This window comes from Gluconobacter sphaericus, assembly GCF_016757795.1.
Classification (GTDB): Bacteria; Pseudomonadota; Alphaproteobacteria; order Acetobacterales; family Acetobacteraceae; genus Gluconobacter; species Gluconobacter sphaericus.
Window position 1 is genome coordinate 987,345 of sequence record NZ_CP068419.1, and the last position, 20,657, is coordinate 1,008,001.

The following is a 20,657-nucleotide window of genomic DNA, read 5'->3' on the forward strand; positions in this document are numbered from 1 at the left end:
TTTTTTTCCGTCGTAGCGGACGCCTCCTAAGAAACCCTTAAAATCCTCCAGCTTCCTGTCCTGATGTGCGGTTCAGCCTTCCAGTCTGCGGGTCAGACGCTGCAGAAACGGGCGGATGCGCAGGAATTTGCCGTACCCCCATTGCAAAACGGCCAGAACGATCGGATTGCGGGCTGCAAGACCCAGAGGACGCAGCAGGGGGATGGCCCGCCACATAGCGGCGAAGGCAGCGGCCCCTTCATAAAGACACCCGTCTTCCTCGGCATGGAACCGAGCCAGAAGGGTGTCCCGATCCAGCGGACAGCCCTTAGCCGACTCCAGATTAATGAAGCGGATGGCACCGCGTCGGTCCAGCCGCTTCATCAGCGCAATCTCTCGTCGGCAAAGCGGACATCCACCATCGAACCAGACCGTCACCACGATCCGCAAAATCCCGACTGGGGGAAGGTCATGGCGACAATTCGGCCTGCACGGAGACATTCACGCGAAGTGTCTGCTCGTCCGGACTGCGCTGGGGCGGGGCGGAATCGGCCATGCGGGCAGCCATGAGCATCACGGGACGGGGGCCAGATTCCTGATAGGAAATGCGAACTTCCTTGAGGCGCGCAAGGCGCAGACCCAAGGTCTGCGCACTCTGTTCAGCCTGGGAACGAACCTTTTTGAGGGCTTCCGTGCGGGCTTCCTGAAGCAGGCGGTCGCGGGTAGCATCATCGAGCGACCAGTCAAGCCCTTCCAGCATCAGGGACTGGGACTGAAGCTGCCCGGCCAGACCAAGCAGCCGCACCGAATCCTGCCCGCTGAGCTCGAGCTCCTGCCGGGCCGTCCAGCTTTTGGGGCCATGTTCGGGCGTGTTTTCGTAAATGGAGTATCCCCCCGCCTTCGCCACGATTCCGTCCTGACCACCCGCCAGCTTCATGGCAGCAGCCATCCGGGTGTTCACGTCCTTCTGGGCGGTAGCGGCGGACGGGCTGTCGGACCGGACGGAGAGACGGACCGTCAATTCCGTTGGAACCGCATGGGCCTGCCCCATAACGCTGAAGTCAAGCTGAGTGGTATTCTGCTGCATATCGGCTGCCTGTGCGGTGGAGAATACGCCTGTTCCGGGCAGCATGCCTGGAGAGAAGGCCAGAGCAGCCGCCAGAAGCAGAAGAGGCCGGGTCAGAGAAAAACGGATCATCAGGTCTCCTGAGGACAGGTGTCGAGGGCCGTCCGAAATGCCGTCAGCGCGGTTCCGGAGCGTGTTTCAACAGAACCAACGCCCGACGCAGGCGTTCGATCCCCGCCCGGATATGACCCTGCGCGCAGAGAAGGTCTCCCTGCGCGCGCAGATGGCGGGCGTCTTCCATGATTCCCAGCGGGATGGCGGCGGGAGGAGCGACCAGCCGGGTATCCACGTTTTTACGCAAGCGGGCGCAGTACTCCGCGTTTTCAGAGGTCACCGGGATGGCATCGTCCGAATGTCCTGCCGGCAGGTGCTGCACCGGACGCAAAACCGGCGACGCAGCCAGACAGCCGAGCAGACAGAAGGCCGGAAGAACGGTCGGTGAAGGCAGGGAGAAGCGCATCACGGATTGTTTAGCCCATTCCAGCTTAGCGCAGAGTGGGGCGCGGATGAAACTTCCGTCATGCCTTTCGGGGCGCGGCTGGCACGACCGGGAGCAGGAGTATCGCGGACAGGCCAGGTTGCCGTTCGCCAGCCCTGAGTTCCAACACGCCGCCATGCAAGCTCATCACAGCCTGCACCAGCGAGAGGCCAAGCCCGGCACCGGGTGTATTGCGGGCCGTTTCGGCACGAAAAAAACGCTCCGAGGCACGGCTCAGATCGTCCTCGCTCATGCCTGGACCCTGATCGGCAACGGTGACGGCCAGACGCTCGCCCTGCATGTCCACCGAAAGAGTGATTGTGGTTCCGGGGGGGGCGAACTTAATAGCGTTGTCCAGCAGGTTAGCGACAGCCTGTTGCAGCAGGTGTGGATCGCCATTGACCGGCTGTGTCGCCCCTGCCCTGAAATCCAGATGCAAACCCGCATCCTCGACAGAGGCCTCGTAAAGTTCGCTCAATCCTTCCAACAACGGACGGATGTCTAACACCGTGAAGGCTGCTCGTCTGGCCCCGGCTTCGAGCTGGGCGATTCTCAGCAGGGCCTCGAAAATCGACGTCACCCGGTCGAGATCCATGACCGCACGGTCAATGGCAGCGTGAAGCTCCTCAGCAGATGTAGCGGTGCGGTTGGCGTCTTCCAGACGCGCGCGGGCACGGGCGATCGGAGTGCGCAAATCGTGCGCGATGGCGTTTGAGACCTGTTTCACGCCATCCATCAGGCGATTGATCCGCTCGAGCATGGTATTGACAGTCTGGCCCACCAGATCCGTCTCGTTACCGGTCAGAGGGATGCGTTGGCTAAGATCGCCCTGTGCGACGGCAGCCGTAGTCCGGGCGATAGAACGAACGACCTGCCAGAAAATGCGCCGGATCGCCAGCGCGCCACCGGCGGCCAGCAATGTCACCATGATCCAGGCCCAGATCAGCGTATCGGTCAGGACGTGACGAACGAGCTGTCGCCCGCGGACGTCACGCCCGACGATCATCCGGAAGCCATGCGTCAGAGGATAGGCGTGCATCTTGGCATTGGTGCGGAAACCGTCGCGCTTGATGGCCAGTTCGTAAAACGTGTCCAGCCGGGTGATGACGACCGGCCAGCCCGGCAGGTTGCCGGCGAATTTTCGGCCATCCGGGCCGACCAGAAGATACAGCTCATCATCATCAACGTTCTGGTCCAGCCGGTCCTGAATGGCGAGGCTGAGCGCGGACGGGCCTCCCTGAGCCCAGCGATGGGAGAGATCGGCGGCATCGACCTGCACCGCGAGCTCCACCTGACGGTCGAGCTGGCCGGTCGTGTTCCACCATATAAAGGACAGGAATACTCCGGCCGAAATCACGAACACCAGCCCGTAAGCCAGGGCAAAGTTCAGCCCAGCCGAGCGAATGGGCCAGCGCAGGCGCCGTTTCAGGAGCAGCCAGAAACAGCGGACCTTACGCAGCATCAACAACAATCAGTCCGCCCGCAGGATGTAGCCCGCATTGCGGATCGTGTGGATCATGGGCTTGTCGAACGGCTTGTCCACCTTCTGGCGCAGGCGCGAGACATGCACGTCGATCACGTTGGTCTGCGGGTCGAAATGATAGTCCCACACGCGCTCGAGCAGCATGGTGCGGGTCACGACCTGTCCGGCATGACGGATCAGGAATTCCAGCAGACGGAACTCGCGCGGCTGAAGATCAATCTTCTCGCCGCCCCGTTTGACGGTGCGCGACAGGAGGTCCATTTCCAGATCGCCCACCACAAGCCGCGTCTGCGGCGCGCTTTCGGGGCGACCACGACGCCCCAGCGCCTCGACACGCGCCAGAAGTTCGGAAAAGGCGAAAGGCTTGGTCATGTAGTCGTCGCCGCCAGCCTTGAGACCAGCCACACGTTCGTCCACATCCGCCAGCGCCGAGAGCAGCAGGACTGGCGTTACGTTCTTCTGCCCTCGCAGGGTTTCCAGAATCCGCAGCCCGTCAATACCGCCAGGCAGCATCCGGTCCAGAATCACGACGTCATAATTCTCACTGACGGCCAGAAACAGGCCGTCCTTGCCGTTATCCGCCTCGTCCACGACATGCCCGGCCTCCCGCAGGCCCTTGAGTACAAAAGCACGAACAGTCAGATCGTCTTCGACCAGCAGGATACGCATCGTTGTCTTTCTTCCTTCCGAACGCAGTCTTGCCGTTCCTGTGCGAAAGAATACCGACTTGAGAGACGCCGTCAAAGACGAGTCCTACAGACAGGCGCGCCTAGCGGGGAATTGCGTTGTCAAAATCATCCTGCTGGGCATCGCGCAGGGAGGACGCGCTGATCGGCCCCCATGAAAACGGAGACGCTTCCGAAAGCCCGTCACGATAACCGCTTTGCCCCTGTGACGCCGGAACGGAGCTGCATCCGGTAAACCCGGCCAGCAGGAGCAGACCACACAGGCAAAGGCGAACTGACCTGCGGGGTGGCTCAGTCATCCGCATCCTGCGGACGCGGACCGATATGGATGGGCAGAGTCAGAGACTGTTTGCCGCGCTGGATCCGGAAACTCAGAACCACGCCCGGACGAGCAGCCGCGATGCTGCGCAGGAGCATCCGTGCACTGGTGACGGGAACATTATCCACCTGGGTCACGATATCGCCAGACCGTAGACCGCCTTTCTGGGCCGGGCCACCATTATCGACACCGGCAATACCGATCGCCGTGTCGCCATCATCCAGCGTAATGCCGAGCCAGCCATGTTCGGCATGGCCCGTCGCCTCGATTTCCGCGACGATCGGGGCCACAATTTCAGACGGAATCCCGAATCCGATCCCGACCGACCCGCCCGCAGGCGTCACGATAGCGGCATTCACAGCCACGACCTGCCCGCGCATGTTGAAGGCTGGACCGCCCGAATTACCGGGATTGATCGGCGCATCGAGCTGGATGAAATCGTCGAGCGAACCAATCCCCAGATCACGCCCGACCGCCGAGACAATGCCCGCTGTCACGGATGACCCGAACCCGAACGGATTGCCTGCGACGAGAATCCAATCCCCAATGTCGGTCTGCTGACTGTCGCCCCAGGTGACGTGCGGAAGCGGCTCGGGGCTGTCGACCTTGATGACCGCGATATCCGTCAACGGATCGGCACCCAGAAGACGCGCCGGCATTTCATGCCCGTTGGACAGCGAAACCACCACTTTGTCCGCCCCCCCCACGACATGACGGTTGGTCACGATGATTCCGGACGGATCAACGATAAAACCCGATCCTGCGCCGACCATTTCTTCCTGCTGGCGTTTCATCCGGTCCCGGTAACGCTTTTCCAGCGGAGTGCCGCGGATCTGTGGCGGGGTATGATCGTGTCCGTCCGGGCTGTTCTGGGTGATGGCGATGTTGACCACGGCCGGGATCACCTGCCGCACCAGCGGGGCGAAACTCAGCGGGCCGTATTTGACCAGAAGTGGTGGGAGAGCGGGGGCCGGAGCCGGGATGATAGCGGGCTGTGTCGGGATACCCTGCGCGTCTGTGTTTTCCCCCGCGACCGTACGGTCGGGGATGATCGTCGGAAGCATTTTCAGCGTAGGAGCCTGCACGACTGCGGACTTCTGCGGCTGCTCCAGGGGATGTGCAACGCTCTGCAGGCTGTCACCATAACCGCGCAAGGCCAGCATCAGCCCCACCGTCATCACAGTGGCCGTTCCGGCACCGATTGCAGCAGCCTGCAGGGTGCGGTTCATGGGAAACAGGACAGGAACATCGTCATACCAAATCTGCTAACACAGAATTGTTCCACATCCCAAGATCCTGACGATTCAGCGCCCCTGCTGAGATTTCGAACGCGCTTTCGGCGGCTCTGCCGTTGCAGGGTCCTCGGGCCAGTCATGGCGGGGATAGCGGCCTCGCATGTCCCGGCGCATATCGGCCCAACTTCCTTTCCAGAAGCCTTCCAGATCTGCTGTGATCGCCTGCGGACGACCAGCAGGGGACAGCAGCGCGCATTGCAGGGCCAGCTGTCCATCCGCGAGTTCCGGCGTCCGGGCCGTCCCGTAAAAGGCCTGCGCGCGGGCGGAAACCGTAGGAACCGCGCCGGTATAGTCGATATCGTGCGTGCTGGCCTTCAACGTCAGACGCGGCGGCAGCTTGCGGTCCAGCGCGGCGAGATCGGCATAGTCCAGCCGCGCACGCAGGATGGACAACAGGTCCAGCGCCCGGACCTGCGCGAGCCGGTCACATCCCGCAAGATACGGCTCCAGCCACTCCAGAGACGCTGCCAGACCGTCGTCGGACAGATCCGGCAGATGCGGCGCATAGGTCGCGCGGGCATGGGCCACACGGGCCTGAAACTGACGGCCCGCCTCCGTCCAGGTCAGGGCCTGCGCCGGAGTCGCGGCGATCTGCTGCAAGAGAAGGCTCTGCGCTTCCTCGGGGCTGATCTCGCCGTTGCGGTCGCGCAAGACCAGCGCGCCCAGACGAAGCCTGCGACGGGCGATGATGCGGCCGGATGTGCCGTCCAGCGTCGTCTCGACCTGCTCACGGGTCCGGTCCAGAAGGGTCCTGGGCAGGTTTTCGGCATCCAGCGGGGCTGCGAGCGTGATTTCCGTTGAGGTCCGCGTGTGAAACGCCGCCCCGGCCAGCAGTTTCTCGCGGGCCAGCGGATCATTGACCGAAACGCGGGCACTCCCCCCGCCCGCCAGACGGAAACGCCCAAGCTCGCCCGCCGCCTGTGCCACACGATCCGGAAAACCGGCGGCCAGCAACGCGCCCGCATGATCCGGAAGCGGCACCAGTGGCACGTCCCGCTCTCCCATCCGGCGCAGAAAGCGTTTGGCGGACTGACGCATATGGAACAGGCTGGCCCGGTCCGCGCGCAAGTCGTCATGCTCAAACAGGGCAAAGCGAACGCGGATATCGGCTCCTGCGGCAGGGCCGGACGGACGGTTCGGACGTGGACGAAGCGGATCGCGTTCTTCCAGCAACGCCGCCAGACAGGCCGCCGTCACGCGCTCCGGCAGGGTCCGGGCCGCGCACAGCATCGCGGCCAGACGCGGATGCGTGCCGAGAGACGCCATGTGTTTGCCAAGCGCCGTGATGCGGTTGGCATCATCCAGCGCGCCAAGTTCCCGCAGCAGTTCGCGCCCGCCCGCCAGAACGCCGGAAGGCGGCGTGTCCAGCAGTGGCAGATTGTCTGGAGCCGTTCCCATGACTTCCTGCCAGGCGGCGGTGACGAGCGCGAAATCCGTCAGATCGGCCACGAGAATTTCCGGCGCGTCCTGCGGGCGCAGACTACGCTGCGTCATCTCCGACCACAGGCGGATGGCAATGCCCGGAGACTGCCGCCCCGCACGGCCTGCGCGCTGGGTGGCGGTGGCGCGGGAAATCTTCAACGTTTCCAGCCGCGACAGGCCCGTATTCGGATCAAGCCGCGGGGCACGACGCAGACCACCATCCACAACAATCCGCACGCCCGAAACCGTGACAGACGTCTCGGCAATGGACGTCGCCAGCACGACGCGGCGCGTGTCCGACGGCGCGATGGCGCGGTCCTGATCTTCGGTCATCTGTTCGCCGTGCAGCGGGAAAACGGGGACTGTGCCGTCCAGCAGCGCCTGAGTGCGGCGAATTTCGCCAACGCCGGGTAGGAAGGCGAGAATATCGCCGTCTTCTTCCACCAGTGCCTGACGGATCGCGCGGGCGCAGGCTTCAGGCAGGTCCCGCCTGTGGGGAATGTCGCGGGTGTGGCGGATATCGATGGGGAACTGGCGACCCTCGCTCTCGATCAGCGGGGCGTTCATCAGCGTCGTGAACGCCCGGCCATCCGGCGTGGCGGACATGGCCAAAATCCGCAGATCGGGCCGCATTTCGCGCTGCATGTCCAGACAGAACGCCAGTGCCGCATCCAGATCCAGCGAGCGTTCATGCACTTCATCGAACAGCACCGCGCCCACACCATCCAGCAGCGGATCGGTCAGCAGACGGCGCAGAAGCAGACCCTCGGTCACGACCTCGATGCGCGTTCTGGCGGACATTGCGGAATCGGTGCGCGTGCGGAACCCCACGATGCCACCCGGCTTTTCACCCAGCGACGACGCCATGCGCGAGGCCGCCCCACGCACCGCCACGCGACGCGGCTCCACGAGAATCAGACGCTGCGCTCCCAGCCACGGCGCGTCCAGAAGCGCAAGCGGCGTCAGCGTCGTCTTGCCCGCACCCGGAGGCGCGACGAGAACGGCGTTAGGCTGTGTCTGCAACGTCGCCAGAAGCTCTGGCAGGATGGCCGTGACAGGAAGTTCAGGGGGAAGGGTAACAGTCAGGACGCGGGCTCCGGCACAGCAGGTCAGAGCCGCTGTTATACCGTGCGTCTGCGCGAAAAAGCGATGGCGCGGGGAAGGAGCTGAAACGAAAAATGGTGGCCGGAGCCACCATTTCGTCAGAGCGCCTTGAGGCTTCCTGCAGACTTGCGGCCGTTGCGGCCGTCTTCAATCTCGTAAGAGACCTGCTGGCCTTCGTTCAGGTTCTGCAACCCGGCTTTTTCGAGAGCAGAAATGTGAACGAAAACGTCTGTGGTGCCGTCGCTGGGCTGGATGAAACCAAAGCCCTTCGTGGCGTTGAACCACTTTACTGTACCTGTCGCCATTGCAGGTCTCCTTTGATAACGCAGCTTTACGCGCAAACATGCACGTAATCAGTTTTTTCAGAGAGGAAAGGTGGGCTGCTACACGAATGTGGCAGACGATATTCTCCAGCCAGAAAAACAGCTGCACGTGGACTATGCCTGAAAAATCCACTTAGGAGCAAGTTCAAAATAAACCCTCCCCGTATATTTCATCGGGAAAGGTTTTCACAAAAAAATTTGTTTTCCCAATACCAATAAGTGCGTCAAATCTCTGAATAAAGAAATCCTTGATCTCTTTAACAACTTTCAGGGCAAAAAAACATTTCTTCTATTCTTCTCCAGCCCTGAAATTCACTTTTAACGGAGCGGAAAGCCGAGCTTGTGCAGCACCGTGCGCATGACGTGACGTCCGCTCAGGCCTCTGAAGCTGTCCACCCGTGTTGCCACAGTCTCTGACCAGGCACGCGAAGTCAGGCCCTGTTCCTTCTGATAGTCGTCCGCGATACGGTCATAGGCCGCGATGCCTTCGGCCTCGTTTTCCGTGCTGTAACGCTCGCGGTGCAGGACGACGTCCTGTCCCAGGCGGGGTTTGTAGCCATTCTGGGCGGACGGATCAGGTTTACCCACACAGAGTCCGACAACCGCGACAGAACGCGGCGGAAGAGAGAGGAGACTGGCGACTTCTTCGGGATGATTGCGCAAACCCCCGATATAGACCGTACCCAGTCCGAGGGACTCGAAGGCGGTTACCGCGTTCTGGGCCGCAATACCTGTATCGAGCGTCGCCATGAGGAAGATTTCTTCGTAATCAAGCGCCTCGTGTCCCGTCCCTGCCCGCTCTGCAATCCGCTCCAGCCGGGACAAGTCCACGATCCATGCGAGGAACAACGGGGCGACTTCGATATGCTTCTGGCCGCCGCACAGTTCAGCGAGTCTGGCCCGCGTTTCTGGGTTTTCGACAGCCACGACGGACCATGCCTGAAGATTACTGGACGTAGCGGCCGAAGATGCCGCAGCAATACCCGCTTCCAGCGTGCCGTGAGGCAGGGCATCGGACAGGTAGGCCCGGACCGAATGATGGGACAGCAGCAGGTCGAGCACCGCGTTGTCCGGCAGGGTTTTCGGCGCTGGTGTGCGGTACCGTGTCTGCCACAGCGTGGAAATCCGTTCGGAAGAAGTGCCCGACATATAGTGTTTCCTTATTCGTCGTATGTCATCAAAGCGTTCAGCGGAACGTCCAGTTTCTCACGGCCCTTCAGGTCCGCAAGTTCGATGAGCACGGAAGCGCCCACGACTTCAGCCCCGACCTTGCGCAGAAGATCAATGGAGGCCGCGAGCGTACCACCCGTTGCCAGAAGATCGTCCAGCACCACAACGCGCTGACCTGGCTTGATGGCGTCTGCCTGAATGTGCAATTCGTCCTCACCATATTCGAGGCCGTATTTCAGGGAAATGGTCTTGCCCGGCAGCTTGCCCGGTTTGCGCAGCATCGTGAAGCCGCAGCCCAGACGCAGGGCCAGCGGGGCAGCCGTCAGGAAGCCGCGGCTTTCGATTCCGGCCAGAATATCCGGCTGCCACGCCGTGATCGCACGGGCCAGACGGGCGGTGGCGACCTGCCAGGCGTCGGGCGAGCGGATCAAGGTCGAGATGTCGTAGAACAGAATGCCCGGCTTCGGAAAATCCGGAATCTCACGGATGTAACTCTTGAGATCGAGAGGCTGGGGATCCTGAAACGACATGGCGGCACTGCTTTCATCTGGTCATGGCAAACAGCGCGGCATGTAGGGGACTCTCCCCCCCGACTCAAGCCCGGATTGCGCTGGGCGCCTAACCTTAAGCCTGATCACGCACCTGTTCGATGGCCTGTGCAATGGCTGCGAGAAGCCCTGCCCTGCGGAACGGTTTGGGCAGGACGGCCATACCCCGAGGGGCCATATCGCTGTCTTCGTAATCTCCCGACATGAGCACAACAGCCATCTGAGGGCGGCGCTCCCGCAGCAGATGCGCAATTTCCAACCCGGTCTGTGCACCAGGCAGATTGAGATCCGTCACCAGAAGATCCGGTGCCTCATCACCTTCCAGCGCCGAGGCGCCATCTGGCACATGGCGCACGTTCCATCCTTCGCGAACCAGAACCGTTTCGACCACCAGGGCGATGGCGACATCGTCTTCGACAAGCAAAGCTTTCATGGCAGGGCCCTCATGACAGATATATTTTCAGGAGTGGTGCGGCGGTTCTGCCACGGCCGGCAGGTTGGGACGCAGCAGGGCAGACCCCATGGCCGCAACAAAAGCGAAGGATAGAAAAAGTGCCATGGGAACGGCAGTTCCCGACGGCATCAGCCCGAACAGGGCGCTCGCCACGGCGCCGAACAGATATTGCATCGTCCCTGCCAGCGCCGAGGCCGAACCAGCACGGTCGGACTGTTCGGACAGGACGCCCACCATGGAGTTCGGACCGATGATGCCCGTCGGCCCCATCGCGATGATGAGCGCGATGATGAGCGGCCACAGGAACATCGCCTTAATATGGCCCTGAGGATCAAGGTCATAATTCGAGGCCAGAGCCAGCAGCAGCAGGATCGCGCATCCCGCCAGACTGACTCCTAGTCCGGAGAACAGCATCCGGCCCGTACTGACGCGCCCGACAAGCTGCCCGTTAATAGCCGACGCACCGATCATGCAGACCGCGAACAGGCCGAAAAGCATGCCGTAATGGAACGGAGACATCCCGAACACGTCCTCGAACAGCATGGGCGCTGCCGTCAGATAGGTGAAGGTCACGAAGCCCAGAAAACTCCAGACCAGACCGTTCGTCACGAAACTGCGGGTCCGCAGGATATAAACGTAGCGTTCGATAATAGAGATGGGACGCAGGTCCCGCCGGTCGTGGGGGGCGAGCGTTTCAGGGAAGATCGTCATCAGCAGGAGGGTACAGATCCCGCCATAAACGGCCGTAACCCAGAAGATGACGCGCCAGTCCACGAATTTCAACGCAAAGCCACCCAGCATCGGGGCCAGGATCGGCACAGTGCCCTGGATGACGATCAGGCGGGACATCATTTTAGAGGACGCGTCACCTTCCGTCAGATCGCGGATACAGGCATTCGGCACCACGAGCCCAGCCGAGGCCATGATGGCGGAGAAGACACGGCAGATGCACAGGAACGTCATGCTTGGCGCCAGCGCACAACCGATCTCGCCGAGCGTATAGCCAAGCATGCCAAGCAGCAGCGGCCAGCGACGGCCGAAGCGGTCCGAGATCGGACCGATAGTAATCTGTCCGATGGCCAGCCCGATCACCCAGGCGGCCATCGTGGCACTCCCCGACCCCGCCGCCGTATGAAGCTGACGCTCCATTTCAGGCAGGGCCGGCAGATAGACATCCGTCGAGACCGGCCCGACAGCCGTAAAGATTCCCAGCAGAACCGGCAGCCATGCGGGCAGGGGATCTCCCCGTCTGAATGTCATGTTCTGATCTGTCATGCGCGTCTGCCTGTTTGCTTCAGGTTTCGGAGTGGTGGTCTGATGGCTTGGTCAGGAGGCATCGGCCCGATCATGCGTCTGGCCATGCTGACGCAGCAGAACAGCGCCCAGCACACCCGACACGACGAACAGGATTCCCGCAAGTCCCAACTGAAGAACATGGCCGATTCGCGTCCCGGACCCAACCAGAACGAAGATCAACGTCTGCGGCAGCCCCCCCAGAAATGTCGCGACCGAGAACGGCAGCAGCGGGAGTTCGAACAGCCCCGCCGCCGTCGAGACCAGCAGGGCAGACCCCACCGGCATCAGACGAAGAGTCAGAACCGCTCGGAAAGGCCTTGCATGAAGCGTGCGAGCAAGAGGCGCATAATCCGCTTCCAGCCTGTCATGCAGCCGCTCCCGGAAGCCCGCCGGAGCCAGGCCCCGTGCCCATCCATATGCCAGAACCGCCCCCAGCATATAGGCCAGCGAACACAGGACAAGCCCGCCCCATAATCCGAATGCCAGCCCCGCTGCCACGCAAAGCGCCTGCCTCGGTAGTCCGCAGGCGCTATAGGGGACGGCCAGCAGCAGGAACCACAGTGGCGCGCCCGGCGTCTCGCGCCAGTGCGGCGCATTTTCCAGCAGATGATGGATGAACGGCAGTCGCTGGAGTGCGGCCACCAGAACCAGCATCGCGCCGATCGTTAGGGCGGCGCGCCAGGGAACGATCTGTCGCAGCGTGCGACGCAGTTCCGGAGCGGGGGGAGGAGAAATCGGGCTACCCATCCCTGCCCGATACCAGCCGCAGGCCCCGGCGGCTATGGGCCGAAGCGTAAACACGCGTTCATGCTGGCGTCCCTGTCGCAGGGATATGGCTTTAGGAAAAAATCATATCCCTGCATTTTCCTCTTGAAGATATATCTTAAGATACTATATCTTTCGATATATCGAATAGGAGAATATTATGTTCACACACAAGACTAACCGCTTCAACACAGAACGTCTGGATGCCGGACAGCGGTCACATCGCGGCCATCGCCGCGGCTTTTTCGGCATGGGACGTCCTGTTGCGGAAGGAGAAGAGCGCGGTGAAGGTCGCCCTCGCGGAGCCGAACGGGGCGAAGGACGCCGTGAAGGCGGTCCCGGCCGTCGGCATGGTGGCCGTGGTGGCCCGGGCGGTGGACGTTTCGGCGGCCGGTTCGGCAAAGGTTTTGGCGGCGATCTGGGGGGCGAAGGCTTCGCACGCGGTCGCAAGTTGACGGCCGATGAGCTTCAGCTCGTCATCCTGGCCCTGCTCGCCGAAGCCCCGGCCCACGGCTATGAGCTGATCCGTCGCCTCGAAGAACGGTCCGGTGGGTTCTACAAGCCCAGCCCTGGCGTGATCTACCCGTCCCTCACCTATCTGGAAGAGACCGGTCTTGCCGCCGTCACCCAGGAAGGCACCCGCAAACTCTACAGTCTGACGGATGAGGGAAAAGCGCATCACGAGGCCAATAAAGAGGAGGCAGCCCGCATCCTCGACATCATGAGCCGGATCGGCGCCCGCATGGCGGATGTCCGCGATGCTTTCACCGGCGTCAACGATCTCGACCCGACGCTGGGGCAGGAGTTCCATGACGCACGCTTTGCGCTGAAGGCTGCCCTGAAGTCCCGCCGTGGCGCGGATGCAGAGGAGCTGCGGCGGATTGTCGCAATCCTGCGCCGTGCTGCCACGGAGATCGCAGCTCCTGCGTCCGACGAGGCATCTTCGGAAAACGCTCCGGCCGAATAAGGCCGGAGACATCGGGGCACCCCTCCCAACGGCCGATACATTGCCGTAAAGGATAATCCATGATCGTTCAGGACCATCCCCATTTCTGCAACATGCCCGAAGATATGCGGTATTATCGGCCGGAGCATTTCGGAGAAGGATTCATCGAGAAATCGATGGTCTTTCTTCTGCCTGAACGGCTGAAAAAATTCCGGAGAAATCTGTGGCATGTGCGACGCAACCCTGGCGATGATGCAATCTACATGCCCCTGTTCCGAGTGAACTGCATCCTACCGTCCGAACCCGTACCCGCCAGGCTTCAGGGCCCGTTTGATGTCTATCCCTTCTATACCCGCACCACAAAAACCCGTAGCCGCGAGCTGGACTACTACGTCCTGTTCATCTTCCGCGACCGTATGTCCTGGATGCGTTGCAAGGCTCTGGTGGAAAAATCCTAGCGTTCTTCCAGAACTTTCCGAACTCGGAGTTAGATTTCACGATCTTGCAACTGATTGCTGATCTATTTTTTATGCAACGAAATGAGAGGAAAAGCACGTTGTATCAAGGTGCGAAGGCTCTATTCCAATTTTACTTACGCACGATCTGCCGTTAGAATTAAGGAGATTGATTTTTATCTAAAGCGCAGTAGGCGATTGCGGGCATATTGCAGAAGGGATCAGGTAGCGAGATGTCCGTAAGGCTTTTCCAAAACCGTTGGCTGGAACTGATGACGTTCATGCCAATGAAGATATTCCTGCCGTTTTGGGCCCTTATACTGGCCCTGGTTATTTATAATACTTTACCTATGCCTGCTGGCCATTTTCTGGAATTGGTTTCCCTGGGTTTTCTGATGTGGAGCGTTATAGAATATCTGGGGCATCGCTTTCTTTTTCATCTGGAGCTGAAATCTGCTTTTGGCCAGCATCTGATCTTTATCATCCACGGCAATCATCATGACCTGCCCTCAGATCCCCTCCGCAATATGCTTCCCCTGAATGTGACGGTTCCAATTGCAGCTGCTCTGTGGTTCGGAGCTGTTTCGCTTTTCCATCAGAATGGAAAGGCGATCTTTCTGGGATTCCTGTTGGGTTATGTCGGATATGACTTCATCCACTACGCCTGCCACCAGTTCCCCATGAAAAAATGGCCGTTTTTCCGCCGTCTGCACCGCCACCACATGCTGCACCACTATGCAAAGCCAGATCGTAATTTCGCGGTGACAGCAATTTTTTGGGACCGCATCTGCGGCACCAAAAGTGAAAAACGCCGCCAGTCCTAATGATGCGGATCTGCTTTGACACCCGCAGCACGGGACGTTCAGGCGGAACAGGCGTAGCAACCTATGCCCGGATGTTAGAAAAAGCCTGTGAAACCGAGGAGCTTGAGCATTCCCGACTTCTGGACCTGCAACGAGGTCGTCCGGATCTCAACCCACATTCTGTGCCACGTCAGATATTGCGACTACTGAAAGCCAGCTTTTCAGAGCGGCTGGTTCAAAGGAACGGAATACATTATCAGGTCCACGACCTTTACCGTACCGCCACTGTCCGCAGCAGAACGTGGCACAAAATGACGTATCTGGAGAGTCCAGAGCCTCCCTCTCTCATGCACTGGACTTACCCACTCCCCCTAATGTGGAAAAATACCCGGAATGTTGTAACGATCCATGACATCATTCCTATTCTTCATCCTGAATACGGCAATTTTTCCAAAGCGGAAATGCAGCGCCTTCTACTCCAATGCTGTGAACAGGCAGACGGCATCGTGACCGTATCCAAGGCCGTCCAGGCAGACCTGATCTCCGAATTGGGAATCGCAGAAGACAAAATCACCCTCCTGCCTCAGACAGTCAGTTTTTCGGACGAGGAACTCCAGGAAGCCAGATATACTTCGCCCCCCTGCCCCAGTAATGGTTTCTTATATTTTGGATCCATCGAGAAACGCAAAAATATTGAGAGAATCATTACTGCTCACGGACTCTCCAAAACCAGCCGCCCTTTAACGCTCATTGGCAATCAAGGCTTCGGAGCCAAGGTTGAACTCGCGGCTCTTCACACTCACCCGAGACCCGAACTGGTCCATCTAATCCCATGGTGTTCCCGAAGCGCCCTTATCAGAGCGATTCAGGAAGCCCGTGCAGTTATTTACCCCTCTTTGGCAGAAGGTTTCGGATTGCCGATCATTGAGGCTATGCTCCTGGGCACTCCAGTCATAACCAGCTTTGGACATGCCACAGAAGAAATTGCCCAGCAGGCCGCACTTCTGGTCTCTCCCTTGGATGTGAAAGAAATAAGTGAAGCCATACATAGAATTGGCACAAACGATCTTCTATACCAGTCCTTAATCCAAGCTGGACTTGTGCGGGCAAAGGCTTTTCAGTTTCCATCCTATGCTCGGAAAGTCGGAAATTTTTACAGAAATTTCATAAGAAATTGAATTATTATCTTAAAAATTTTCAGAAATACTTCCACATAGAAAATTTTTCCATTAATAAACTCTATACTGTAATATTTTTCACAATATTTAAATTAGTTTTCGTGGATACAAGTTGACAGTAATATCCTCTATCGATAAAGCGTGACAGTTAATTGAACGGCAGAGATGAGGGCGATAGCGAATATTCAGCAAGAGCGTTTTACAAGCGTCCTTCCCGCTTACTGCTGTCGAACACCCAGATGCCCTGTCCGCCGCGCCTGAGCCAGCGCTTCCTGACGCTCACGTTCAGCATAGCGATGGCGCTGCTCTTCCGTGCGCTCGTTATGGCAATGTGGGCACGACACACCCTGCACAAACAGTGGCGAGGCCTTGTCCTTTTCATTCAGCGGCCGACGACAAGCATGGCAGACATCATGCGTTCCGATCTCCAGCCCATGCTTTACCGACACACGCTGGTCGAACACGAAGCACTCACCCTCCCAAAGGCTCTCCTCTTCCGGAACGGTCTCCAGATATTTAAGGATGCCGCCCTTAAGGTGATAGACCTCATCCACCCCCTCCGCCCGTGCAAAGGACGTTGATTTTTCGCAGCGGATACCGCCCGTGCAGAACATGGCAATCTTCGGCAGCCGGCCTTTCGCTTCGAGTTCCTGCCGACGTTTGCGGAACCATTCGGGAAATTCGCGGAATGATTTCGTCTTGGGATCTTCCGCACCTTTGAACGTCCCGATCGCCACTTCATAATCATTGCGTGTATCGATCAGGATCGTATCCGGGTCCGAAATCAGCGCGTTCCAGTCCTCTGGCGCCACATACCGTCCCACGCCCTGACGCGGGTCAATATCCGGCTCCCCCATCGTAACGATTTCCTTTTTCAGACGCACCTTCATGCGACGAAATGGCAATTCCGGAGCCCGCGAGTCCTTACTCTCCAGATCCGCACAGCCCGGCAGCGCACGAATATATGCCATCACGCGCTCCATGCCTTCATCCGTCCCGGCAATTGTCCCGTTGATCCCCTCGCGCGCAAGAAGCAGGATTCCCTTGATCCCTTCCTTTTCACACAACTCAAGCAACGGCCCGCGCAATGCGGCCGGAGCTTCGAACGGCGTGAAATGATACAGCGCGACAATGCGGATCGGTTCAAAAGTATCGGACATGGGGCAGGCATCCGGCTACCGGGATCGCAGACACAGCCGCGATCGAATGAAAAAGACAACCCCGCAGATATCAGGGCCAAAGCCGTCATGCCAGCCCCGCTTCATCGCAGGCCCCTAACCTTTCCCCCATATCCGAAAGGCATGATGAACAGCATACAGCCCCAATGCCCGCAACAGCTCTGCAGATCCATGAAACACCATTGCGGTTTTCGCCGGACTCCATTCAGGTGCCTGGCCCGGCGAAAAAGCCACTTTGATCCTCACTGTAGAAAACGGAGAAAAGAAATTCTCCATCCTCTACCGGCATCAAGAAAGACCCGATACCGCACGAAACTTCCATACAGAGGCTAATGCCTTTCATAACCGATCCAGCTTCACCGGAACCGCCAAAAAAGCCTGCCGGCATGATACCAGGAGCGACCATTCACCTGGACATCATTTCAGGACAGAGCCGTTACAGAATTTCCCATACCTACCGCTTTTAAGACAACAATCCTGCGGAACGGCTCGTTCATCATCTTTCTAGTAATCGCGACAGTCTGGATGAACGCCTATGTCGTATTTTTCCTTCTGGGCGCGTTCGCCGTGACCTTACCTGACAAGCCCCTTTCCCCACGATCTATACCTCCAGCCATCGCATCCTGCCCGTGATGGAGCTCAGTCTGGTGATCTATGTCTGCGCCCTGATTGAAGCCCTGCTTATGCAGAGACGGGCGCGCCATGCTCCGCGCCCGCAAACCCCCGATCCGTCATCAACCGTCTGATGGTATGAATGACCTGCGTCCCGGTAATCAATCGCGAGCACTCGAACTGCCGGTCCGTGCCCTTGTGGCGCGGGCACCACAAGAAGTCCTTGTGATCGAACTGGAACGCCGGGTCATTCCAGCATGAATTACAGGTGTGCCAGTTGATGACCCGGTAAGGCGTGGCGAACTCGTTGTCTGGATGCGTGAACCCTGAAATCATCACCACCGGCGTACCCGCCGCGTGTGCCAGCCAGGCCAGCCCGCTCGACAGCCCAATGAAGAATTTCGCATGTTTCAGCCAGTGGGCGCGCTCGGCCAGCGGGCGGCTTCCAGTCTGATCCTCGGCCCCGTGCGGGATATGGTTATAGACGTAACCGGTGCCATGATACGGTTTCTGATCAATACAAATAACGCGATAACCCGCCTTTTTCAGAAACGCGATCACCTCATGCCAGCCACCAGGATTATTCCAGTACTTGCACTGCGTACTGGCCTGCGTGGCGATGACTACATACGGCTCCGCAACGGGCGGTCTCTCGCCATCGGGAATAGTGATTCCCGGCGGTGCATCGTTCCAGGGATCTACGCCAAGGATGTAAGCCGCCGTTCGGTGCAGCCCGACATGGCGGAAATCCGTCGGCTGGCGGGTATACTCCTTATCCGCGAAAAATAGCCCGATATTGTAACTCGCATAGAACCGCGCCGTGAAATCCGGCTCCGCCTTCAAGCGGTCATGCCCAACGAGCGTCAATTCCGGATTAGCGCCCATCACAAGCGGCAAAATCGCTTCGGAGACCGAGCACGTCACCTGCGCACCGCTCTCCTGTGCCAGACGTCGCACCGCAGGAAGCCAGGCTAGCGTATCCCCCAGCGTTCCGACCGGAAGTTGCACCAAAACCGGCCGCCCCGACAGCGCCAAATCATGATGCAGCACCTGCTCCGGCGTCTCGCCCGGCTGCTCCAGCCAGACATCCACTCGAAACGGCACAAAAAACTTCTTGGTGGACGCCACCGTGCCGCCCTTGAGACGCGCATCGAACAGCACATTCCCGGTTAAATGGTCCGAAAGCCGCACATGCCATTGCGAACCCGACGGCACACCATCGCGCTCCAGAGAGGGCACCATGACACGCGCGCCATCATTGAAATCGAACCGCACACCCCGCGCGCCCTCCAGAACCGGGACACGCGGAGGGGCAAGATAAGACCCTCCGCTGCTGCCAGACGCCGGAGACGCTGAACCATCATCACCGCCCGTACCGGAATCCGTCACATCCAGTGCAACAGTCGGCGAAACAGAATCATTTGGCATCATTTGCGGATACTCCAGAGCTCATGCTGAAGAACGCGCCAGGAGCCGGTTCTTCCTGTCAATACTATAAACCTGCCCCGCATCGACTGCCAATGCCAGCGCACCCCAGCTCCACAAACACGTTCCACGCACCGAAGTCCCTGCGTAAGATACCCGTATGACCCAAATCCGAGCCATCCGTGGCCCCTTCCTGACCTTCCATGCCGATCCGTTCACCACCGATCCCATGGACGCCCTGCACCATGAGCCCGATGGCCTGATCCTGACCCAAAACGGGCTCATCACCGCAGCCGGCTCCTGGGACAGGCTGCGCGACACCATCCCCGCCGGGGGCGCCGTAGACCACTACCCCGACATGCTAATTTCCGCAGGCATGATAGACACCCATGTCCATTACCCACAGCTCCCGGTCATCGCCTCCTATGGCGAACAGCTTCTGGAATGGCTGGAAAACTACGTCTTTCCCGCCGAAGCCCGCTACGCAGACATCACCTATGCCCGCATTGTCGCCCGGCAGTTCCTGAACGAACTTTTGCGCGTCGGCACCACGACGGCCGCCGTGTACTGCACCGTCCATCCCCAGTCCGTGGATGCTTTCTTCGAGGAATCCGAGCGCCTCAACACCTGCATGATTGCAGGCAAGGTTCTGATGGACCGCAACGCCCCGGAAAACCTGCGCGACACAGCCCAGAGCGGCTATGACCAGTCCGCAGACCTCATCGCGCGGTGGCACAATCGCGGACGCCAGCTTTACGCCGTCACCCCCCGCTTCGCCCCCACCAGCACCCCTGAACAGCTCGATCTCGCAGGCGCCCTTCTCGCCACGAAACCCGATCTGTTCATGCAGACCCACCTGCTGGAAAACCGTTCGGAAATTGCCTGGGTTCGCGAACTTTTTCCCGACCGCAGCTCCTATCTTGACGTGTACGACAAGGCTGGTCTCCTGCGCCCCCGCGCCATCCTCGCCCATGCCGTCCACGCCGAAGAAGCCGATTTCCAGCGTTGCCACGACACAGGTTGCTCCATCGCGCACTGCCCTGGCTCAAACCAGTTCCTTGGCAGCGGGTCATTCCCGCTCTTCAAAGCTCTCAATCCTGAACGCCGCGTCCATGTCGGGATCGGAAGCGATATCGGCGCCGGGCCTACCCTGTCCCTGCTTCAGGTCCTGTCCGACGCCTACAAGGTCGCGCAGGGACTTCAGACGAAACTCCATCCCGCACAGGGGCTCTGGTTAGCCACAGCCGGCGGTGCGCAATCCCTTGGCCTCGAAAACCGGATCGGCAGCATCAGGCCTGGTCTCTATGCCGATCTGTGCGTTTTTGATCCGGCTGCCACGCCACTTGGACGAATCCGCGCCCAAACCGCCGAAACCCTCGCCGACCGCCTCTTCGCCCTGACCATGCTTGGGGACGATCGCAGTATCGCCGCTACCTATGTCGCCGGTGAACTCCTGCACAAACGCAGCACTGTCTGAAGCCAAAGGAACACACATCAAATTCAAAAAATGGCACTGAGTGCCGTTTTTCTTTGACACGGACAAATTTTTGAATTCTAGAGTTGTCTTAATTATTTTTCAGTCTCGCAGAAGTAAATACAACAAGAGGTATTT

The 20,657-nt window shown here is 59.5% G+C and carries 21 protein-coding genes; 5 read left to right on the forward strand and 16 right to left on the reverse strand.

Features of this window, described 5'->3' with window-relative positions; translation table 11 throughout:
- Nucleotides 1–72 precede the first annotated feature (72 nt).
- The 14 genes from IGS75_RS04740 to IGS75_RS04805 all read right to left on the reverse strand — a co-directional run bounded on the left by IGS75_RS04740 (nt 73) and on the right by IGS75_RS04805 (nt 12,484).
- Nucleotides 73–480 (reverse strand): thiol-disulfide oxidoreductase DCC family protein, encoded by a 408-nt coding sequence (locus IGS75_RS04740; RefSeq protein ID WP_272929780.1) that lies wholly within the window; start codon nt 478–480, stop codon nt 73–75.
- Nucleotides 449–1,177: an SIMPL domain-containing protein gene (locus IGS75_RS04745; RefSeq protein WP_141350329.1), complete on the reverse strand. Its 729-nt coding sequence runs from the start codon at nt 1,175–1,177 to the stop codon at nt 449–451. The genes IGS75_RS04740 and IGS75_RS04745 overlap by 32 nt, the downstream gene beginning before the upstream one ends.
- A gap of 43 nt (nt 1,178–1,220) precedes the next feature.
- A complete protein-coding gene (locus IGS75_RS04750; protein ID WP_141350628.1) occupies nt 1,221–1,565 on the reverse strand; it encodes a hypothetical protein in 345 nt (114 codons plus the stop codon).
- Between the two features lie 58 nt (nt 1,566–1,623).
- Nucleotides 1,624–3,045 (reverse strand): sensor histidine kinase, encoded by a 1,422-nt coding sequence (locus IGS75_RS04755; protein ID WP_202257779.1) that lies wholly within the window; start codon nt 3,043–3,045, stop codon nt 1,624–1,626.
- A 9-nt stretch (nt 3,046–3,054) separates the two neighbouring features.
- The gene (locus IGS75_RS04760; RefSeq protein ID WP_141350325.1) at nt 3,055–3,735 is read right to left on the reverse strand and encodes a winged helix-turn-helix domain-containing protein; all 681 of its coding nucleotides are present in this window, start codon (nt 3,733–3,735) and stop codon (nt 3,055–3,057) included.
- A 100-nt stretch (nt 3,736–3,835) separates the two neighbouring features.
- Nucleotides 3,836–4,051 carry a hypothetical protein gene (locus tag IGS75_RS04765; protein WP_141350323.1) on the reverse strand — a complete coding sequence of 72 codons (216 nt, stop codon included), beginning with the start codon at nt 4,049–4,051 and terminating at the stop codon, nt 3,836–3,838.
- Nucleotides 4,044–5,300 carry a S1C family serine protease gene (locus IGS75_RS04770; protein ID WP_141350321.1) on the reverse strand — a complete coding sequence of 419 codons (1,257 nt, stop codon included), beginning with the start codon at nt 5,298–5,300 and terminating at the stop codon, nt 4,044–4,046. Before IGS75_RS04770 ends, IGS75_RS04765 begins: the two co-directional genes overlap by 8 nt.
- Before the next feature lie 75 nt (nt 5,301–5,375).
- The gene (gene hrpB, locus IGS75_RS04775) at nt 5,376–7,874 is read right to left on the reverse strand and encodes an ATP-dependent helicase HrpB (RefSeq protein ID WP_202258217.1); all 2,499 of its coding nucleotides are present in this window, start codon (nt 7,872–7,874) and stop codon (nt 5,376–5,378) included.
- Nucleotides 7,875–7,990: 116 nt separating this feature from the next.
- Nucleotides 7,991–8,197: a cold-shock protein gene (locus IGS75_RS04780; RefSeq protein ID WP_041111398.1), complete on the reverse strand. Its 207-nt coding sequence runs from the start codon at nt 8,195–8,197 to the stop codon at nt 7,991–7,993.
- Between the two features lie 336 nt (nt 8,198–8,533).
- The gene (locus IGS75_RS04785; RefSeq protein WP_202257780.1) at nt 8,534–9,364 is read right to left on the reverse strand and encodes an NADPH-dependent oxidoreductase; all 831 of its coding nucleotides are present in this window, start codon (nt 9,362–9,364) and stop codon (nt 8,534–8,536) included.
- 11 nt (nt 9,365–9,375) lie between these two features.
- Complete coding sequence (locus IGS75_RS04790; protein WP_141350313.1) at nt 9,376–9,915, reverse strand: adenine phosphoribosyltransferase; 540 nt, start codon at nt 9,913–9,915, stop codon at nt 9,376–9,378.
- 94 nt (nt 9,916–10,009) lie between these two features.
- On the reverse strand, nt 10,010–10,366 hold the full coding sequence (locus tag IGS75_RS04795) for a response regulator (RefSeq protein WP_141350311.1): 357 nt from the start codon (nt 10,364–10,366) through the stop codon (nt 10,010–10,012).
- A 27-nt stretch (nt 10,367–10,393) separates the two neighbouring features.
- Complete coding sequence (locus tag IGS75_RS04800) at nt 10,394–11,662, reverse strand: multidrug effflux MFS transporter (RefSeq protein ID WP_141350309.1); 1,269 nt, start codon at nt 11,660–11,662, stop codon at nt 10,394–10,396.
- A 51-nt stretch (nt 11,663–11,713) separates the two neighbouring features.
- Nucleotides 11,714–12,484 carry a TVP38/TMEM64 family protein gene (locus tag IGS75_RS04805; protein WP_237468991.1) on the reverse strand — a complete coding sequence of 257 codons (771 nt, stop codon included), beginning with the start codon at nt 12,482–12,484 and terminating at the stop codon, nt 11,714–11,716.
- A gap of 124 nt (nt 12,485–12,608) precedes the next feature.
- Here IGS75_RS04805 and IGS75_RS04810 point away from each other — a divergent pair, with 124 nt between their 5' ends.
- The 4 genes from IGS75_RS04810 to IGS75_RS04825 all read left to right on the forward strand — a co-directional run bounded on the left by IGS75_RS04810 (nt 12,609) and on the right by IGS75_RS04825 (nt 15,830).
- Nucleotides 12,609–13,415, forward strand: coding sequence for a PadR family transcriptional regulator (locus tag IGS75_RS04810; protein WP_202257781.1), 807 nt, complete (start codon nt 12,609–12,611; stop codon nt 13,413–13,415).
- Between the two features lie 59 nt (nt 13,416–13,474).
- Entirely contained in the window at nt 13,475–13,852 is a 378-nt protein-coding gene (locus IGS75_RS04815) for a hypothetical protein (protein ID WP_202257782.1), read from the forward strand.
- Between the two features lie 230 nt (nt 13,853–14,082).
- Nucleotides 14,083–14,673: a sterol desaturase family protein gene (locus IGS75_RS04820; protein WP_202257783.1), complete on the forward strand. Its 591-nt coding sequence runs from the start codon at nt 14,083–14,085 to the stop codon at nt 14,671–14,673.
- Nucleotides 14,674–14,744: 71 nt separating this feature from the next.
- The gene (locus IGS75_RS04825; protein WP_202257784.1) at nt 14,745–15,830 is read left to right on the forward strand and encodes a glycosyltransferase family 4 protein; all 1,086 of its coding nucleotides are present in this window, start codon (nt 14,745–14,747) and stop codon (nt 15,828–15,830) included.
- 218 nt (nt 15,831–16,048) lie between these two features.
- On the opposite strand, the gene trhO is transcribed toward IGS75_RS04825, so the two are convergent.
- Together trhO and IGS75_RS04835 are read right to left on the reverse strand one after the other, a co-directional pair.
- Entirely contained in the window at nt 16,049–16,990 is a 942-nt protein-coding gene (gene trhO, locus IGS75_RS04830; RefSeq protein WP_202257785.1) for an oxygen-dependent tRNA uridine(34) hydroxylase TrhO, read from the reverse strand.
- A gap of 699 nt (nt 16,991–17,689) precedes the next feature.
- Nucleotides 17,690–19,048 carry an autotransporter strand-loop-strand O-heptosyltransferase gene (locus IGS75_RS04835; protein ID WP_408876492.1) on the reverse strand — a complete coding sequence of 453 codons (1,359 nt, stop codon included), beginning with the start codon at nt 19,046–19,048 and terminating at the stop codon, nt 17,690–17,692.
- Nucleotides 19,049–19,205: 157 nt separating this feature from the next.
- On the opposite strand from IGS75_RS04835, the gene guaD reads away from it, so the two are divergent.
- Nucleotides 19,206–20,522, forward strand: a complete 1,317-nt coding sequence (guaD, locus tag IGS75_RS04840) for a guanine deaminase (protein ID WP_202257786.1) — start codon at nt 19,206–19,208, stop codon at nt 20,520–20,522.
- Nucleotides 20,523–20,657 lie beyond the last annotated feature (135 nt).

Coding starts and splice junctions, on each gene's coding strand:
- IGS75_RS04750 (WP_141350628.1), bottom strand. CDS start 1,565: ATGCGCTTCTCCCTGCCTTCACCGACCGTTCTTCCGGCCTTCTGTCTG.
- guaD (WP_202257786.1), top strand. CDS start 19,206: ATGACCCAAATCCGAGCCATCCGTGGCCCCTTCCTGACCTTCCATGCC.
- IGS75_RS04800 (WP_141350309.1), bottom strand. CDS start 11,662: ATGACAGATCAGAACATGACATTCAGACGGGGAGATCCCCTGCCCGCA.
- IGS75_RS04825 (WP_202257784.1), top strand. CDS start 14,745: ATGTTAGAAAAAGCCTGTGAAACCGAGGAGCTTGAGCATTCCCGACTT.
- IGS75_RS04745 (WP_141350329.1), bottom strand. CDS start 1,177: ATGATCCGTTTTTCTCTGACCCGGCCTCTTCTGCTTCTGGCGGCTGCT.
- IGS75_RS04760 (WP_141350325.1), bottom strand. CDS start 3,735: ATGCGTATCCTGCTGGTCGAAGACGATCTGACTGTTCGTGCTTTTGTA.
- IGS75_RS04765 (WP_141350323.1), bottom strand. CDS start 4,051: ATGACTGAGCCACCCCGCAGGTCAGTTCGCCTTTGCCTGTGTGGTCTG.
- IGS75_RS04815 (WP_202257782.1), top strand. CDS start 13,475: ATGATCGTTCAGGACCATCCCCATTTCTGCAACATGCCCGAAGATATG.
- IGS75_RS04755 (WP_202257779.1), bottom strand. CDS start 3,045: ATGCTGCGTAAGGTCCGCTGTTTCTGGCTGCTCCTGAAACGGCGCCTG.
- IGS75_RS04785 (WP_202257780.1), bottom strand. CDS start 9,364: ATGTCGGGCACTTCTTCCGAACGGATTTCCACGCTGTGGCAGACACGG.
- IGS75_RS04740 (WP_272929780.1), bottom strand. CDS start 480: ATGTCTCCGTGCAGGCCGAATTGTCGCCATGACCTTCCCCCAGTCGGG.
- IGS75_RS04795 (WP_141350311.1), bottom strand. CDS start 10,366: ATGAAAGCTTTGCTTGTCGAAGACGATGTCGCCATCGCCCTGGTGGTC.
- IGS75_RS04810 (WP_202257781.1), top strand. CDS start 12,609: ATGTTCACACACAAGACTAACCGCTTCAACACAGAACGTCTGGATGCC.
- IGS75_RS04770 (WP_141350321.1), bottom strand. CDS start 5,300: ATGAACCGCACCCTGCAGGCTGCTGCAATCGGTGCCGGAACGGCCACT.
- IGS75_RS04780 (WP_041111398.1), bottom strand. CDS start 8,197: ATGGCGACAGGTACAGTAAAGTGGTTCAACGCCACGAAGGGCTTTGGT.
- IGS75_RS04835 (WP_408876492.1), bottom strand. CDS start 19,048: ATGCCAAATGATTCTGTTTCGCCGACTGTTGCACTGGATGTGACGGAT.
- IGS75_RS04790 (WP_141350313.1), bottom strand. CDS start 9,915: ATGTCGTTTCAGGATCCCCAGCCTCTCGATCTCAAGAGTTACATCCGT.
- trhO (WP_202257785.1), bottom strand. CDS start 16,990: ATGTCCGATACTTTTGAACCGATCCGCATTGTCGCGCTGTATCATTTC.
- IGS75_RS04820 (WP_202257783.1), top strand. CDS start 14,083: ATGTCCGTAAGGCTTTTCCAAAACCGTTGGCTGGAACTGATGACGTTC.